Below are 14493 nucleotides of genomic sequence, written 5' to 3'. Positions count from 1 at the left end.
TGGTCATCCGGTGTCCGGTATCGGCGGAATCGTTCGGGGGGAGGTTGCCGGACGAAGGAGTGGACGCGGATGCGGGTCGTTGTGGTCGGAGGCGGAATCGGCGGGCTGGCGCTGGGGTCGGGGCTGCGCCGGGCGGGGGTGGAGGTGGCGGTGTTCGAGCGGGACACCGATGTGCGGGCGACGGGTGGGTACCACATCACCCTGGACGGGCGGGCGCAGGAGGCGCTGCGCGGTCTGGTCGCGCCGGCGGTGCTGGAGCGGATCCTGGCGTCGGGTTCGGCGCTGCGGCTGCGTGCTCCGGACGCGTTCTGGGATCGGCGGGGGCGGGTGCTCGGGTACGGGCGCGATCTGCGCGCCGATCCGGGGCTGGATATCGACCGGATCACGCTGCGCGCGCTGCTGGCGGAGGCGGTCGGCGATGATCTGCACCTGGGGAAGGTGGTGCGCGGGGTCGGGTACGGCGGGGACGGCGCGCCGCGGGTGTCGTTCGAGGACGGCTCCGGGGTGACCGGTGACCTGGTGGTGGGTGCGGATGGCGCGCACTCGCTGGTCGCGCGCTATCTGGCGGGTGGGCCGACGAATGCGCCCGCGGGGATCATCGGGTTCTCCGGCCGGACCGCGGTGCGCGATCTGAGCGCGGGTGAGCGGGAGCGGCTGTGGACGCGGTCGGGGTTGGTGGTCGGTCCGCACGGGGCGGCGCTGTATCTGGGGTTCCTCGATCCGGTCGGCAATGCGGTGCTGGATCGTCCGGAGTTGCGGGCGTCGGTGACCACCGGGCCGACCTTCATCTGGGGTGCCATGTTCCCCGACTCGCCGGTGACCGGCGCGCTGCGCGGTTTGCGGGGGAGCGCTCTGCGTTCGGCGCTGGTGGGCCGGTTCCGGGAGCTGGGCTGGAGTGCGCGGGTCCTGGAGGTGCTCGAAGCGGCCGATCCGGACAGTGTGGGGGCGTTCCGCTTCAATGCGGCGTCGTCGCGGGCGCGTGATCTGGCGCCGTGGCGCGCGGGGCGGATCACCGCGCTCGGCGACGCGGTCCATGCCACGCCACCGACCGCGGGAATGGGCGCCGGCGCGGCCATTCGGGACGCGGCCGATCTGGTCGCCCGGCTGGGTTCCCCCTCGGGCGTGGCGGATTTCGAGGCGGCCATGCGCGAGCGGGGCGCCGAGGTGCTGCGGGCGGCCATGGGTCCGGTGCGCTGGATCCTGTTCACCGATACGCGCGCCGGGGCGGCGCTGACGGTGGCCGCCACCCCGGTGCTCGCCGCTGCCGTGCGGTGGCGCGGGCTTCAGCCGGGCAGGGTTTCGCCGCCGATGGGGGCGAGGATCTCGCCGGAGTAGTAGGAGGACATGGCTCCGGCGGCGAAGAAGACGTAGGAGGGGGCGATCTCGTCGGGCTGGGCGGCGCGTTCGAAGGGGACCTGTTTGCCGAAGTCGGCGACCTTCTCGGCGTCCATGGTGGCCGGGATGAGCGGGGTCCAGACCGGGCCGGGTGCGACGGCGTTGACCCGGATGCCGCGCTCCTTCAGCGATTGGGCGAGGGAGTAGGTGAGGGCGTTGATGGCGCCCTTGGTGGCGGCGTAGTCGATGAGGGTGGCGTTGCCGCGCAGCCCGTTGATGGAGCTGGTGTTGATGATGGCGCCGCCGGGGGTGAGGTGGTCGAGGGCGGCCTGGATGGCGTGGAAGAAGCTGTCGATATTGACGGCGAAGGTGCGGCGCCACTGTTCGGGGGTGAGTTCGGCGAAGTCGTCGACGGGTTGCTGGTAGGCGATGTTGTTGACCAGGATGTCGAGGCCGCCGAGGTCACGGGCGGCGCGGTCGATCACGCCGCGGCAGTGGCCGGGGTCGGCGAGGTCGCCGCGGTAGAGGTGGCAGGCGCGGCCGGTGGCGGTGACGAGGTCGCGGGTGTGTTCGGCGTCGGCGTCCTCGGACAGGTAGGCGATGGCGACGTCGGCGCCCTCCTTGGCGAAGGCGATGGCGACGGCGCGCCCGATGCCCGAGTCGCCGCCGGTGACGACGGCTTTCTTGCCGTCGAGCAGGCCGCGGCCGACCCACGCGCGCATTTCGTCGCGGGGGTGTTCGGCCATGTCGCCGGTGTGGCCGGGGTAGTCGATGGTGTGCGGGGTGTGCTCGCTCATGGTCGGCTCCTACCCGGTGCGGGCGGGCTGAACCGGGGTTTGCCCGGCGGGTGGCCGGGCACAGCGCCGGTGTTCGCCGGTCCCGTTTCCCAGGAGGTTGTCCGATGGCGCTGACCGCGCTCGCGCTGGTGTGTTCGCTGAAGAAGTCCCCGGCCGATTCCAGCAGTGAGCTGATCGCGAGGCAGCTGCTGGACGAGCTGTCCGGGCACGAGGTGTCCGGTGAGGTGGTGCGGGTGGTCGATTACGACGTGCGCCCGGGGGTGAGCGCCGACGAGGGCGACGGCGACCAGTGGCCGCAGCTCCGCGATCGGATCCGGGCGGCGGACATCCTGATCGTGGCGGCCCCGACCTGGGTCGGGCACATGTCGTCGGTGGCGCAGCGGGTGCTGGAGCGGCTGGATGCGGAGCTGTCGGAGACCGATGCGGAGAATCGGCCGAGCATGGTCGGGAAGGTCGCGCTGGCGGCGGTGGTGGGGAACGAGGACGGGGCGCACAAGATCGTCGCGGATCTGTTCCAGGCGCTGAACGACATCGGGTTCAGTATTCCGGCGCAGGGGTGCACGTACTGGAACGGGGAGGCGATGCAGGGGACGGATTACCTCGATCTGGACGAGGTGCCGGAGCCGGTGCAGAGCACCAACGCCGCCGCGGCTCGCAATGCCGCGCACCTTGCGCGGGTGTTGCAGGCGCAGCAGTATCCGGCGTATCCGGGTTCCTGAGCTCTCAGAGGCCGAGTTTGGTGACGGCGTTGTCGTCGAGCGGGTCGGCGGTGCGGATGTAGCCGTGCACGGTGCGCGGGTTGGACCAGCGGCCCTGGCGCATGATCTCGCGGTCCGCGGCGCCGCCGAGCGCGGCCTGGGTGGCGAAGCCGGCGCGCAGGGAGTGGCCGGAGAACAGGGCCGGGTCCAGCCCAGCCTTCGCCGCGTACCGCTTGACCAGTTCGGCTACGGCGCGGCCGGAGATGGCGCGGTCGCCGATTCCGCCGTGCCGGTTGATGGCGGGGAAGAGGGGGAGCTCGCCGGGGAGGTCGGTGCCGGTGAAGCCGTGGCAGCGGTGCAGTGCCGGATCCCGCGGGGGAAGTGGCGCTCGGGGGTCGGCGGCGCGCAGTTCGAGCCAGTCGGCGAAGGCGCAGACCGGGCAGGTGGGCGGGCGGTTGCCGCGGGGGAGGGCGACGCGGTGTTCGGCGGTGCCGGTGGGGTCGGTCTTGGTGGCGGGCAGGCGCAGGACCAGGACGGGTTCGCCGGTGCGGTGGTCGGTGTGGACGGTGATGTCGCCGATGCGCAGCGCCGCGAGCTCGCTGCGGCGCAGGGCCCCGGCGAAGCCGGTGAGCAGCAGGAGGGTGTCGCGGCGGCGCGCGGGCTCGGTCGGCATGCCCGGTGCGGGCAGGCAGGTGAGGAGCTGCTCGAGGGTGTGCAGGAGCACCGGGCGTTTGCGCAGGGGGGCGCTGCGGCGGGTGCGGCGGATGCCGCGCAGGGTCATGCGGACGACGTCGGAGCGGGTGGGGGAGGGGAGTCCGTTCGCGGCGTGTACCGCCGCCACCGCCGAGGACTTGCGTTCCAGGGTGGCCGCGCCGAATGCCCAGCGCCCGTCGTGTTTTCGCGCATCGGCCGCGGCGGCGAGGTAGACGGCGAGGTCGAGCGGGTCGGCGGGGAGTGCCTGGCGGTGCTCGCTGGCGCACCAGGCGGCCCAGGCGATCCAGTCCGCGCGGTAGGCGCGCACGGTGTTCTCCGATTGCGCGGCCTGCAGGTAGCGGCTCAGGGCGCCGGCCTGGGTGTCGTCGAAGCGTTCGCGGACTCGGCGCAGGGCGGCGGTGTCGATGAGGACGGTGCCGACTCCCGCGCGCAGTCGTGCCTGGACCGGGTCGGGGATGGCGACGGGGTGGTCGGGCACGGGTCGAGGATAACCGCTCGGTGCGGTGGCGGCCGCGGGCTGCGGCACCGGGGTGGTCGGCGTGATTGTCGTGCGGGGGCAAGTTTTCGCCGTCTCCCGGCAAGCCCTGCTGCCGGCAGACGGGAAGGATCGAGGCGATCGCGTACTCCGCAGCCGAGAGGAATCCCATGACCCCGCCGTCGCACGGCCCTCGGATCAGTCTTTCCTGGTCGCAGGTGGTCGAGTACGCCGAAACGGTGGCGCTCGACCACATCGAACAGCTGTCACCCGGCGTCGCTGGCGTTCTGCACGTGCTGGCTCCCGGGGGTGAACTGGGCTGGTTCACCGCCGCCGAGGCCGGCGTGTACGCGCGGCTCGCGGACCTGCTGGCCACCTACGCGGAGACCGATGTCGTGGCGGTGTGGCTCATCGACTCCGCCGGGGTGCGGCATCGCGGGCAGGGGTCGGGTGCGGAAGTGCGAGTGCGGGCACGGGGCTGGGATCCCGAGGTCGGGTCGCTGACCTATCACCTGGTGCACGAGTCCTGGTGGGCCACGCCCGATCTGATCGAGCGCCCCGCGCTGACGCTGCACCGCGAAGCCGTCGGCCTGGTCTGGGAGATCGAGTTCAGCGAGCACTACTTCGAGGCCGGTGGCCGGGTGCGGCGCAGCGTCGAGTTGCGGGTGCCGGGGGAGGATTTCGGCGCGCTGGCCGAGCTGCCCGCCCCCTTCTGGTCCGCCGCCGAGCAGGCCACCGGCATCGAGCAGATCCGTGCCGTCGCCCATCGCTACGGTGCCACCGACAGCACCGTGCGGGTCGGCCCCGGAACGATCGGGAGCGCCGCCGACCACGCCAGGCAGCGCGCCCGGTTCTGGGCCGTGCTGGCGGACGCTACCGCCGAATCGGACGACGGGGCGCAGCACCCGGGAACCCTGGACCGCTGACCGCTCGTGCCCACCACCACCGTGCGCCGCGAGGCCCGATCCACTTCGATCACTCGTCTCCGTCCACGTCGTGCCCCCGGGCATCTGCGTGGCCGGAACCGTCAGGAAGGACCTGCCATGACCACGACTCCGTTTCCGTTCACCGGCGCCCGCGCGGTGCTGACCGGCGCCGCGAGCGGGCTGGGTGAGCAGCTGGCTCATCAGCTCGCCGCACGCGGCACCCACCTGGTGCTCGCGGACCGCGACGCCGAGCGCTTGGCCGCGGTCGCGACCCGGATCCGCGCCGAGCACCCCGGCCTGTCCGTCGCGGCCGAAGTCGTCGATCTGGCCGATCTCGGAGCCGTCGTCCGGTGGGCCGAGCGGCTGGCGGCGGAGCCGCTGGACCTGCTGATCAACAATGCCGGGGTGGCGTTGCGCGGCTCCTTCGGCGAGGTGTCGGCGGCGGAGTTCGACTGGGTGATGGCGGTGAACTTCCAGGCGCCGGTCGCCCTGTGCCGGGCGCTGCTGCCCGCGCTGCGCCGCGGCCACGGCGGCCATATCGTCAATGTCTCCAGCGTCTTCGGCCTCATCGGCGTGCCGGGGCAGCCGGCGTACTGTGCCAGCAAGTACGCGCTGCGCGGGTTCGGCGAGGTCCTGCGGCAGGAACTCGAACCCGATGGCATCGGCGTGACCACGGTCTTTCCCGGCGGTGTCCGCACCCGCATCGCGGAGACGGCGCGGGTCGCGGCCGGCGCGGGGCCCGCGACCGCGGACGGCGACATCGGGAGTCTGCTCACCTTCCCGGCCGATAGGGCGGCGACGCTCGTTCTGGAAGGCGTGGCCCGGCGCCGGGCCCGAGTCCTCGTCTGCCGTTCCGCGGTGATCCCGGATGTGCTGGCCCGGCTGCTGCCGGTGCGCTACCCGGTGGCGATCCGCGCCGTGCGCGCGGGCCTGCGGCGCCGGACGGCACCGGTGGGGCAGAGCCCGCTCAGCCCTCCGGTTCCGCGCTGAGGGGGCGCGGCGGGCGGCCGGCGGCGGCTGTGCGGGCCCGCACCTCCCGCGCCGAGGCGTCCCACCAGCGCCGCGCCGCGCGGGAGAACCCGGACTGCTCCGCGTAGCCGACCATGCCCGCCACCTGCCCCAGCGGCAGGTCGGTCGTGGTCAGCAGCCGGTGGGCGGTGTCCCGGCGGACCTCGTCGACGAGTGCGGCGAAGGTCGTCCCTTCCCGTTCCAGGCGCCGCTGCAGGGTCCGGTGGTGCAGGGAGAGCAGCCCGGCCACCGCGACGATGTCGACCGTGCGGGTGCCCAGCGATCGGCCGATGATGGAGCGCACCCGCCCAGAGATATCGTGCCGCTGCGCGACCGCGGGGCGCTGCGCCGCCTGCTCGGTCAGGAAGGCCAGTGCCAGGCGGCGCAGGTTCTCGCTCACCGCGGTGAGTTCGATGTCGAGCACCGGGCGCGGGATCCGCAGCACCGCCGCGCCGCGGTTCCGGCACGCCCGCACGGGAGCACCGAAGAAGTCCAGGTAGACCCGGGTGGCCGCGGGCGGCGGGTAGGGCAGCGACACCTCGAGCAGGCCGTAGTCGGCCCGGTGCAGGTAGCCGATGGCGCGGTGGATGAAGGCGACGCCGAGATCGGTGCCCTGGCGCGGGCCGTCGGCGGTGGCAGGGCCGTAGTAGAGCCCCGCGACGTCGCCGGCGCCCCTCGGGTCGTCGCCGATGGTCAGGCTGAGCGAGCGCGCGTGCACGAAGAGGTACCGGGAGGTGCAGCGCAGCGCGTCGCCGAGCGTCGGGGAGTTCCGCACGGCCACCTCGAGCGAGCCGAGCATGGTCAGGTCCTGGCGCGCGGCCAGCCGCAGCCCCAGATCCGCGCACGCCAGGTCGGCCGCGGCGAGCTCAAGCAGCTCCCCGATCGCGCGCGCCGGGACGAGGACGTCGTCGCTGTCGAGCACCGCGACCGGCAGCCGGGCCGAGCGTGCGTACCGTTCGGCGTCGCCGCCCAGCTCCGCGACGACGGCGCGCAAGCCGCGCACCGCGGCCGACCGGACGTAGTCCATCCCCGCTCCGTTCATCCGAGAAACCGTGTCGTACCGGGGCAGCGATCGGTTTCGAGAGGCAGGTCGCGCCCTCCGGCCGCTCGGCGCGACCGGCAGGAAAGTAGCCTGAGGCGGTGACGGCGTCTCCCACCGGCCCCGGTCCGGACGGCGCGGCCCGGCGTCGCCGGTCGACGGCGGTCCGCCCGACCGACGACGCCCTCCTGGACGGTGCGGTCACGGTCTTCGCGGTCGCCGGGTTCGACCGGGCCACCATGGACGAGCTGGCCGCCGCGGCCGAGACGACCAAGCCGACGCTCTACGCCCACTTCGGCGGCAAGGACCGGTTGTTCGAGGAGTGTGTGCGGCGGGAGGCCGAGGCGCTGCGACGCTGGATGCTCGACAGCTACGCGCGCGCGGCGGGCCGCGGGATCCGCGGCCACACCGAGGTCACCACGCGCGCCCTGTTCGACTACGCGGACCGGCACGGCCCCGGCTTCCGGCTGCTGTTCGGCTCCGCGGCCGGGCCGCTGGCCCGCCGCGTCTCCGAGGAGGTGACCCAGCCTGTCGTGGCACTCGTCGCCGCCCTGATCCGCGCCGAGCACGGGGAGCCGCGGTGGGGTCCGAGCGCCGACTTCTGCGCGGCGGTGGTGGCCGACATCGCGGTGCGCGGCGTGATCCAGGCTCTGGAGCAGGAGCTGGACTTCACCGCGGCCGCCGAGCTGACCATCTCGATGATCGTCGCCGCGCTCCGCCACCTGGACGGCGGGGCCGCCCGAGCCGTCGACGGCACCGCCGCGCCCCGGCCTGCTCGCGCATCCCTGCCGGTGGCGGGGGAGCCGTACCCGGAGTTGGTGGTCACCGACCCGGCGGTACTGGGGGAGGTGGTCGGGCGCGCGACCACGGTGGGCACGGTCCTCGCCGCCGCCGTGCGGACCTTCCGCGCCGACGCCCGCTTCGACGTGGGTGCGGTGGCGGTGGCGACCGGGGTCGGCCGCACGACCCTGTATCGGCGGTTCGGCTCCAGGGAGGGGCTGCTCGGCGCGGCGCTCGCACTGGAGTTCGAGCTGCTCGTCGGGCGCGTCGACCGGGACCGGACCGATCGGGGGGCGGTGCGCGTCTCGGAGGTGCTGCACCGGGCGACCCGCGCGCTCGTCGCCGATGCCGCGCTGCGCCGCTTCGTGGAGGCCGAGGAGAGCTCCGCGCTGCGGCTGATCACCCGCGCCGACAAGCCGGTGCACACCGGCAGCGTCGCGGTGATCGAGGCGCTGCTCGAGCGGGCCCGCCGGTACGACCGGTACGAGCCGCCGATCGAGAGCGCGGTGCTGGCCTACGCACTGGCGCGGCTCGGCGAGGCCTTCCTGTACAACGACGTGGTCGCCGGGGTGCGCGGCGACGTCACCCACCTGCGCCAGGTGCAGAGGGCGCTGCTCGGCATCGCCCCCTGACCGGGCGGCGGTCAGCCGTTGCGCGGGTGCGCGAAGCAGTTGACCGGGGTGGCGTTCGCGGGATCGAGCGCGTTCAGGACGAGCTGCGCGACGACGGGGTCCGAGGCGGCGCCCGCGTGTTCGAAGACGGCGAGCGGGCACCGGTCCTGGACGACAACGTTGGTGACGTTCGGGGCCGCGGGGCCGTAACCGCTGGTGTAGGGCACCACCAGCTCGTCGTAGCGGGTCATGATGAAGGTGTACTGGATGCCGGGGTCGTAGGCGACGCCGGAGTTCACCTCCTTCAGGTAATCCGAGCCCGCGGTCAGCTGCACTCCGGCGCCGTAGCCGAAGTCGATCAGCCGCTCCTGGGCGTCGTCCCACAGGCCGAGCCGGTCCAGCAGCGCCGCCAGCAGCGCGCCGCCGTTGACGTGGGTTCCGTTGTTGATCGGGGTCAGGTTGACCGACCTGGCGACCTTGCTCGCTCCGCTGAGATTCTTGATGTACCAGCGCGGCATGACGGTGCCCTCGGAGTGGCCGACGAAGGCGACGCGCTCGGCGCCGGTCGCGGCCAGGACCCGGTCGACGAACGGCGCCAACTCCTCGGTCGCCGACTCGACCATGTCGCCCAGGCCGGGGATGGTGTCGAACGGCGCGGGCAGCTCCGGCTGCATGCCGTAGTTCAGGGCGAACACGCAGTAGCCGTTGTTCGCCAGCAACGCCGAGATCGTCGGCCAGTTCGCCGCCATCGGCGCGGTCAGCCCGTGCAGCAGGACGACCGGCTCGGGATGGGCGGCGCTCGGCCGGCAGGACCAGTCGTTCGCGCCGGGCGGCGATGACGTCGAGTCGAGCAGGTGGGCCAGGCCGGCGCCGAGCCCGTACTCGACCTCGTAGGGCGGTGCGGCCGTGGCGGCGCCCGTGGCGCCGACGACCGCGGAGATGGTCATGAGACCGGCCACGAGGGTGCGCCGGAAGCGGGGGCGGCGAGTTGGACGGTAGTCGTGCATCGGACTCTCCTGAGGAGCGGAGCGGATCAGATCTCCTTGGTAGCACGCTTTACTCACTAGTAATGCTGAAACGCCAGAAAGTCCAGTAAAGCTCGCTTGCTTTGAAACAAGCTTTCGAGTCCATTCCAACGCAAAGGTCGAAGACAAGTTTCGCGCCCAGAAAAGTAGCGTTAGCGTCGCCCAACGAAACGAAACGTAATAGAGGGCCAGGTCGCGGCGCCGGTGAACGACTCGGCAGTCTGGCCGCCGATAATGTTCACTTATCGGAGGTCAGGGTTCCGCCTCGCAACGGGGATGCACCGGCTAGCCATCGCTGAGCGTGCTGAAGATGGCCGCCCGGTTCGGCGCCTCGCGCACGCCGGTGCGCGACGCCTTCCTCCGGCTGGAATCCGACGGCCTGGTCTCGCTCATCGACCGCCAGGGCGCCCGGGTGGCGCCGATCTCCGTGCGCGGGGTGCGCGAACTCTTCGAGATCCGCATCGTCCTCGAGGGCCACGCGAGCCGCCAGGTCGCCGAGGCCGCGGGCCGGGACGAGGCCGTCCGCGCCGTGTTCGCCCTGCCCGTGGACATCGTCGGCCCCTGATCGACGCTGTGCGCGCGGTGGCGCCTGCGGTCCGCCGACCGCAGGCATGAGCCCGCCTCGTGCGACGGTCTTCCATCCGCGGTCACGGACCGAGCGGCCGGTGAACGACCTGCTCGAAGGAGCGCGCGGTCGCTGGCGTCCGGAATGACGAACCAGGCCCCGCACGGGACAGCGCGCGGGGCCGAGCGTGGATCGCCTACTTGGCCGGGAAGGGCGCGTTCACGGTGTTCGAGTACTGGATGAACGCCGCGATCGCGACCGGCGCGCCGATCACCAGCGCACCGGCGATGGCGCCGATCGGAGCCAGCGCGGCACCGCCGATCAGGCAACCCGCCAGCGGGCCCGCACCGAACAGCGTCGCCAGCGCGCCGGTCAGCGCGGTGCCCGCGACCCCACCGAGCAGGCAGCCGATCACCCCGGAGCCGACCCCGCCGATCACCGCGCTGATGGTCGAGGCCATCGAGATCGTCGAGGTCATCCGGGTCCAGGCCGCGACCTCACGGTCGTAGGGGGTCTTCCACGGCGCGCTGTCCTCGAACGGCAGCGCGACGGGGTTGTACCGGGCCCGGTCCATCGACACCACCGGGGTCAGCCGGGCAGTGTTGCCCTCGACCGTGGCCTCGATCGGGAAGGCGATGTCGTCGTAGGTGAACTCCAGCGGCACCCCGGCCAGGACCTCACCACTGGCGGCGCGGATCTGGAAGGTGCCGTTCTCCACGATCAGCGACCCGGAGTCGATGCTGATCACCGCGGCGGTGCCGTCGTGGTAGGCGCGGTAGGCTACGCCGGGGGCGACCTCGACGGACAGGTCGGGGGCGGCGTGCGCGGCGCCGGCGCCGGCGGCGCCGGCGGTCAGCGCGAGGGCGAGCGCGGCGGCGGACTTACGGAAAGCGGACACAGGGGTATTCCTCATCTTTGTCGAGCGGTGGTGGCGGATCAGGCGGTGTAGACGCGGTCGTCGGTGGCATCGGCCTCGATCTCCCGCTTCCTGCGGGCATCGGCCTCCCTGGTGAGCGGGATCAGGCAGGACACCGAGATCAGCAGCAGCACCGCGACCAGGCCGGCGACGGCGTAGATGCTGCCGGTGGCGCCGTAGATCATGACCGCGAAGACCGGCATCGGGCCGGTGCCGAGCACATTGCCGAGCTGGTAGCCCAGCGACATGCCGGTGAAGCGCCGGGCCGGGTCGAAGCTCTCGGCGAAGATCGCCGGCTGCGCGCCGTAGACCACCGAGTAGAAGATGCCGAAGGCGAGCGCGTAGGCCAGGGCGATCAACACCGCGCTCGCGGTCGAGACCGACCAGGCGATCAGGAAGATGCCGCCGACGCAGAGCAGCCCGCCCGCGACCAGCTGCGGCGTCCGCGAGGGGGAGCGGTCGGACTGCCTGCCGCCGAAGAGGATGGCCGGGATCTGCACCGCGGTCGAGATCAGCACCGCGGTGAGCAGCGTGCTGCGCGGGATGTCGTAGATGGAGGTGCCCGCGCCGATGAAGTAGTTCGCGACCGCGGTCGACATCGCGCCGAAGCCGAGGAAGCCGCCGGTCACCAGCAGCACCCGCCGCAGGTCGGTGCGGAGCACGTGCGCCAGCGGCGAGCCGACGTGCGCCCGCTCGGCCACCGCGGCCAGGAACACCGGGGACTCGTCGAGCCTGCGCCGGATGACGTAGCCGATGACGACCAGCAGCGCCGAGAGCAGGAACGGCAGCCGCCAGCCCCAGTCGAGCAGCTGCTCCTCGGGCAGCAGCGTGGTCAGCAGGAAGACGGCCTGGCCGAGCAGCGTGCCCGCGGCCGGGCCCACCTGCGGCACCGAGGCGTAGAAGCCGCGCTTGCGCACGGGGGCGTGCTCGAAGGCCATGAGCACCGCGCCGCCCCATTCACCGCCCACCGAGAATCCCTGCACCAGGCGCAGCGCGACCAGCGCGAACGGCGCCAGAATTCCGATCTGGTCATAGGTCGGCAGCAAACCGATGGCTATGGTCGAGCCGCCCATCAGGAGCAGGGTGATGACCAGGACGGGCTTGCGCCCCCATTTGTCGCCGAAGTGCCCGAAGACGATCGCCCCGAGCGGCCGCACGAAATAGCCGGAGGCCATGGTCGAAAAGGCGAGCAATGTGCCGAGGAGCGGATCCGCCCCGGGAAAGAACAACTTCGGGAAGAAAAGCGCCGCCGCGAGCCCGTAAATAGCGAAGTCGAAATACTCGACGGTATTTCCGGCAAGGGAGGCGGCTGCGATTCTCCGGATGGGCGAAGGAACGCGCCCCGAAGGCTGGGATGACGAACCCATGGTGGGTACTCCTCGATGGATGAAACGTGTGGCGTGTGCCACTGATCGGATCACGATAGGGGCCCGTATTCGCCGGAATCCCCAGGTATTCGTCGAACGTATGGGCTGCAACAGGAGCCCTATAGGAGGCGGTCGAGCGCTTTCCGCAGCTCACGAACCGATCGGTTGGTAGCGGCAATGCATCGGTAATACAGAAATTACCGAGGAAAGGGTGGCGGCCGTCAGTGGCGCGGGCCGAGTTCGTCGGACGCCAGGGCGAGGAATCGGGTCACCGCCTCCGGCAGCTCGCGCCGGCCCGGCCAGACCAGCTCCATGGTCAGGGTGCGCCGCCCGTGCGCCAGCGGCCGGATCGCCACCGGGCAGGCCGGGTCGGTGCCGGTCGCGCTGCGCACGCTGACCGCGACGCCGAGCCCGGCCGAGACCTGGGCCAGCACCGCCTGGTGCTGGCTGACGGTGCGGATGTCGGGCCTGCGGTCGGCGTGCTGGGCGAGCTCGGCGAGCACCAGGTTGCCCAGCCCGGGGAAGCGCGCGGAGACCGGCGGGGTGAAGATCGTGTGCTCGGCCAGGTCGGCCCACGACATGGCCTTCGGCCAGGACTCCTGCGGCGGCAGCACGGCCACCAGCTCCACCTCGCCGAGGCGGCGCATCTCCACCGAGAGCCGGTTCAGCTGCAGGCTCAGCTCGTGGTTGCTGGTGGTCATCAGCGCGACATCGATCGAGCCCTGCTCCAGCCCGGACAGCGCCTCCTCGGGGCGCACGTCGACGATCTGGATGTCGACCGAGGGCGCGACCCGCCGGTAGGCGGCCAGCACCCGCGGCAGCATCGTCTGCACGTAGGGCATGTACGCGACCAGCCGCAGCGAGCCGAGCACGCCCATCCCGTGCCGCCGCAGCTCCTCGGCGAGCTGGTCGGCCTCGCGCACGATCTGCTCGCCGCGCAGCATCAGCAGCCGGCCCGCGTCGGTGGGCTCGACGCCGCGGCCGGTGCGGTCGAGCAGCCGCACGCCGAGCTCCTTCTCCAGCGCGGCGATGGTCGCGCTGAGCGGCGGCTGGCTCATGTGCAGGCTCTTGGCCGCACCGGAGAGGGAACCGTGTCGCACGATTTCCACGAAGTACCGGAGCTGCCGCAATTCCATGCGGCGGATCATACAGGAAAGCTATACACCGATACCGGATCGATTATGGCGGCCGCGGCCCCCGGTGCGCCCGGCTACATTCCGATGACAGCCGATTCGAATGTACAGTCCACCCCTGGAGCCGCGATGCCACACCCCGACGACAATCCGACTCAGTCCTTCCGGGCGGAAATCGAATCGATTACTCCGGTCGCGGCGGGCGTGGTCGAATTGGTGTTGGCCGGCCCCCGCGATATCCCGCTTCCGGAATGGGAGCCCGGCGCGCACCTGGATATCCACCTGCCGAACGGGCTGGTCCGGCACTATTCGCTCGTCCCGAACGGCGGCGACCGCTCCCGATATCGGGTCGCGGTGCTGCGCGAGCCTTCCGGGCGCGGTGGTTCGGAGTACATCCACAGCGCGCTGCGGCCGGGAACAGCGCTGCGGTGTGCGGGCCCACGCAACAACTTCGCGCTGCGCTCGGCCCCCGGATACCTGTTCATCGCGGGCGGCATCGGCATCACGCCGCTGCTCGCGATGATCGAACAGGCCGAGACCGAGGGCACCCCGTGGCGGCTGGCGTACTTCGGGCGAACCGCGGAGTCGATGGCGTGGGCCGAGGAGTTGCGGCAGCGCCACCCGGCGCGGGTCGAGGTGCGCTCCGACGACCGGAACGGCCGCCCCGACATGGGCCAGGTGCTGGCCGGGCTCGCCGAGGGCGAACTGGTCTACGCGTGCGGGCCGGACGGCATGCTCGACGCGGTCACCCGCGCGCTCGGCGACCGGGCCGCCGCGGCGCTGCACGTCGAGCGGTTCAGCCCGGCCGACCCGGAGGCGCTGATCCGCGACCGCGAACCCTTCGACGTGCGCCTCGACCGCTCCGGCGTCGACCTGCACATCCCCGCGGACAAAACAATCCTCGAAGTGATGGAGGAGCGCGGGCTGCCGGTGATCTCCTCCTGCCGCGAAGGCACCTGCGGCACCTGCGAGACCCCGATCCTCGCCGGGGAGGCCGACCACCGCGACTCCATTCTCAGCGACGAGGAGAAGCGGGACAACGAAACGATGATGATCTGCTGCTCGCGCGGCCGCCGCGGCTCCGCGCTGGTCATCGACGCCTGA

The 14493-nt window shown here is 72.2% G+C and carries 13 protein-coding genes and 1 pseudogene; 7 read left to right on the top strand and 7 right to left on the bottom strand.

The genetic code is table 11. The annotated features are described in order from the left end of the window. Nucleotides 1–69 precede the first annotated feature (69 nt). Nucleotides 70–1335, top strand: coding sequence for an FAD-dependent monooxygenase (locus AB0H71_RS05210; RefSeq protein WP_357015024.1), 1266 nt, complete (start codon nt 70–72; stop codon nt 1333–1335). Here AB0H71_RS05210 and AB0H71_RS05205 read toward each other — a convergent pair. Beyond that, complete coding sequence (locus AB0H71_RS05205; protein ID WP_357015023.1) at nt 1284–2132, bottom strand: SDR family oxidoreductase; 849 nt, start codon at nt 2130–2132, stop codon at nt 1284–1286. The two genes, AB0H71_RS05210 and AB0H71_RS05205, sit on opposite strands and share 52 nt — an antisense overlap. A 104-nt stretch (nt 2133–2236) precedes the next feature. Between AB0H71_RS05205 and AB0H71_RS05200 the strand changes: the two genes are divergently transcribed. After that, nucleotides 2237–2851 (top strand): NAD(P)H-dependent oxidoreductase, encoded by a 615-nt coding sequence (locus tag AB0H71_RS05200; RefSeq protein ID WP_357015022.1) that lies wholly within the window; start codon nt 2237–2239, stop codon nt 2849–2851. A 4-nt stretch (nt 2852–2855) separates the two neighbouring features. Here the strand turns inward: AB0H71_RS05200 and AB0H71_RS05195 are convergent, their stop codons facing one another. Beyond that, the gene (locus AB0H71_RS05195; protein ID WP_357015020.1) at nt 2856–4022 is read right to left on the bottom strand and encodes a site-specific integrase; all 1167 of its coding nucleotides are present in this window, start codon (nt 4020–4022) and stop codon (nt 2856–2858) included. A 167-nt stretch (nt 4023–4189) separates the two neighbouring features. Here AB0H71_RS05195 and AB0H71_RS05190 point away from each other — a divergent pair, with 167 nt between their 5' ends. Beyond that, a complete protein-coding gene (locus AB0H71_RS05190; protein ID WP_357015019.1) occupies nt 4190–4945 on the top strand; it encodes a hypothetical protein in 756 nt (251 codons plus the stop codon). A gap of 117 nt (nt 4946–5062) precedes the next feature. Further along, complete coding sequence (locus tag AB0H71_RS05185) at nt 5063–5935, top strand: SDR family NAD(P)-dependent oxidoreductase (RefSeq protein ID WP_357015017.1); 873 nt, start codon at nt 5063–5065, stop codon at nt 5933–5935. On the opposite strand, the gene AB0H71_RS05180 is transcribed toward AB0H71_RS05185, so the two are convergent. Beyond that, complete coding sequence (locus AB0H71_RS05180) at nt 5913–6980, bottom strand: AraC family transcriptional regulator ligand-binding domain-containing protein (RefSeq protein ID WP_357015015.1); 1068 nt, start codon at nt 6978–6980, stop codon at nt 5913–5915. The genes AB0H71_RS05185 and AB0H71_RS05180 overlap by 23 nt on opposite strands. A gap of 113 nt (nt 6981–7093) precedes the next feature. Between AB0H71_RS05180 and AB0H71_RS05175 the strand changes: the two genes are divergently transcribed. Beyond that, entirely contained in the window at nt 7094–8404 is a 1311-nt protein-coding gene (locus AB0H71_RS05175) for a QsdR family transcriptional regulator (RefSeq protein ID WP_357015013.1), read from the top strand. Nucleotides 8405–8415: 11 nt separating this feature from the next. Here AB0H71_RS05175 and AB0H71_RS05170 read toward each other — a convergent pair whose 3' ends face one another. After that, nucleotides 8416–9390 (bottom strand): alpha/beta fold hydrolase, encoded by a 975-nt coding sequence (locus AB0H71_RS05170; protein ID WP_357015011.1) that lies wholly within the window; start codon nt 9388–9390, stop codon nt 8416–8418. Between the two features lie 310 nt (nt 9391–9700). Between AB0H71_RS05170 and AB0H71_RS05165 the strand changes: the two are divergent. Next, nucleotides 9701–9910 (top strand): annotated as a pseudogene (locus AB0H71_RS05165) (GntR family transcriptional regulator); the annotation flags it as partial. A 259-nt stretch (nt 9911–10169) separates the two neighbouring features. Here the strand turns inward: AB0H71_RS05165 and AB0H71_RS05160 are convergent. The 3 genes from AB0H71_RS05160 to AB0H71_RS05150 all read right to left on the bottom strand — a co-directional run bounded on the left by AB0H71_RS05160 (nt 10170) and on the right by AB0H71_RS05150 (nt 13356). Next, a complete protein-coding gene (locus tag AB0H71_RS05160; RefSeq protein ID WP_357015010.1) occupies nt 10170–10871 on the bottom strand; it encodes a hypothetical protein in 702 nt (233 codons plus the stop codon). A gap of 38 nt (nt 10872–10909) precedes the next feature. After that, complete coding sequence (locus AB0H71_RS05155; RefSeq protein ID WP_357015008.1) at nt 10910–12256, bottom strand: MFS transporter; 1347 nt, start codon at nt 12254–12256, stop codon at nt 10910–10912. A 221-nt stretch (nt 12257–12477) separates the two neighbouring features. Beyond that, a complete protein-coding gene (locus AB0H71_RS05150) occupies nt 12478–13356 on the bottom strand; it encodes a LysR family transcriptional regulator (protein WP_357015006.1) in 879 nt (292 codons plus the stop codon). On the opposite strand from AB0H71_RS05150, the gene AB0H71_RS05145 reads away from it, so the two are divergent. Continuing rightward, nucleotides 13348–14493: a PDR/VanB family oxidoreductase gene (locus tag AB0H71_RS05145; protein ID WP_357015005.1), complete on the top strand. Its 1146-nt coding sequence runs from the start codon at nt 13348–13350 to the stop codon at nt 14491–14493. The two genes, AB0H71_RS05150 and AB0H71_RS05145, sit on opposite strands and share 9 nt — an antisense overlap.

The sequence above is a fragment of the Nocardia sp. NPDC050697 genome, assembly GCF_040654395.1.
In the GTDB taxonomy this organism is placed as follows: Bacteria; Actinomycetota; Actinomycetes; order Mycobacteriales; family Mycobacteriaceae; genus Nocardia.
The sequence above is the reverse complement of the archived record's forward strand: the minus strand, read 5'-3'. Positions and strand labels throughout refer to the sequence as shown.

Coding starts and splice junctions, on each gene's coding strand:
- AB0H71_RS05210 (WP_357015024.1), top strand. CDS start 70: ATGCGGGTCGTTGTGGTCGGAGGCGGAATCGGCGGGCTGGCGCTGGGG.
- AB0H71_RS05205 (WP_357015023.1), bottom strand. CDS start 2,132: ATGAGCGAGCACACCCCGCACACCATCGACTACCCCGGCCACACCGGC.
- AB0H71_RS05200 (WP_357015022.1), top strand. CDS start 2,237: ATGGCGCTGACCGCGCTCGCGCTGGTGTGTTCGCTGAAGAAGTCCCCG.
- AB0H71_RS05190 (WP_357015019.1), top strand. CDS start 4,190: ATGACCCCGCCGTCGCACGGCCCTCGGATCAGTCTTTCCTGGTCGCAG.
- AB0H71_RS05185 (WP_357015017.1), top strand. CDS start 5,063: ATGACCACGACTCCGTTTCCGTTCACCGGCGCCCGCGCGGTGCTGACC.
- AB0H71_RS05180 (WP_357015015.1), bottom strand. CDS start 6,980: ATGGACTACGTCCGGTCGGCCGCGGTGCGCGGCTTGCGCGCCGTCGTC.
- AB0H71_RS05170 (WP_357015011.1), bottom strand. CDS start 9,390: ATGCACGACTACCGTCCAACTCGCCGCCCCCGCTTCCGGCGCACCCTC.
- AB0H71_RS05155 (WP_357015008.1), bottom strand. CDS start 12,256: ATGGGTTCGTCATCCCAGCCTTCGGGGCGCGTTCCTTCGCCCATCCGG.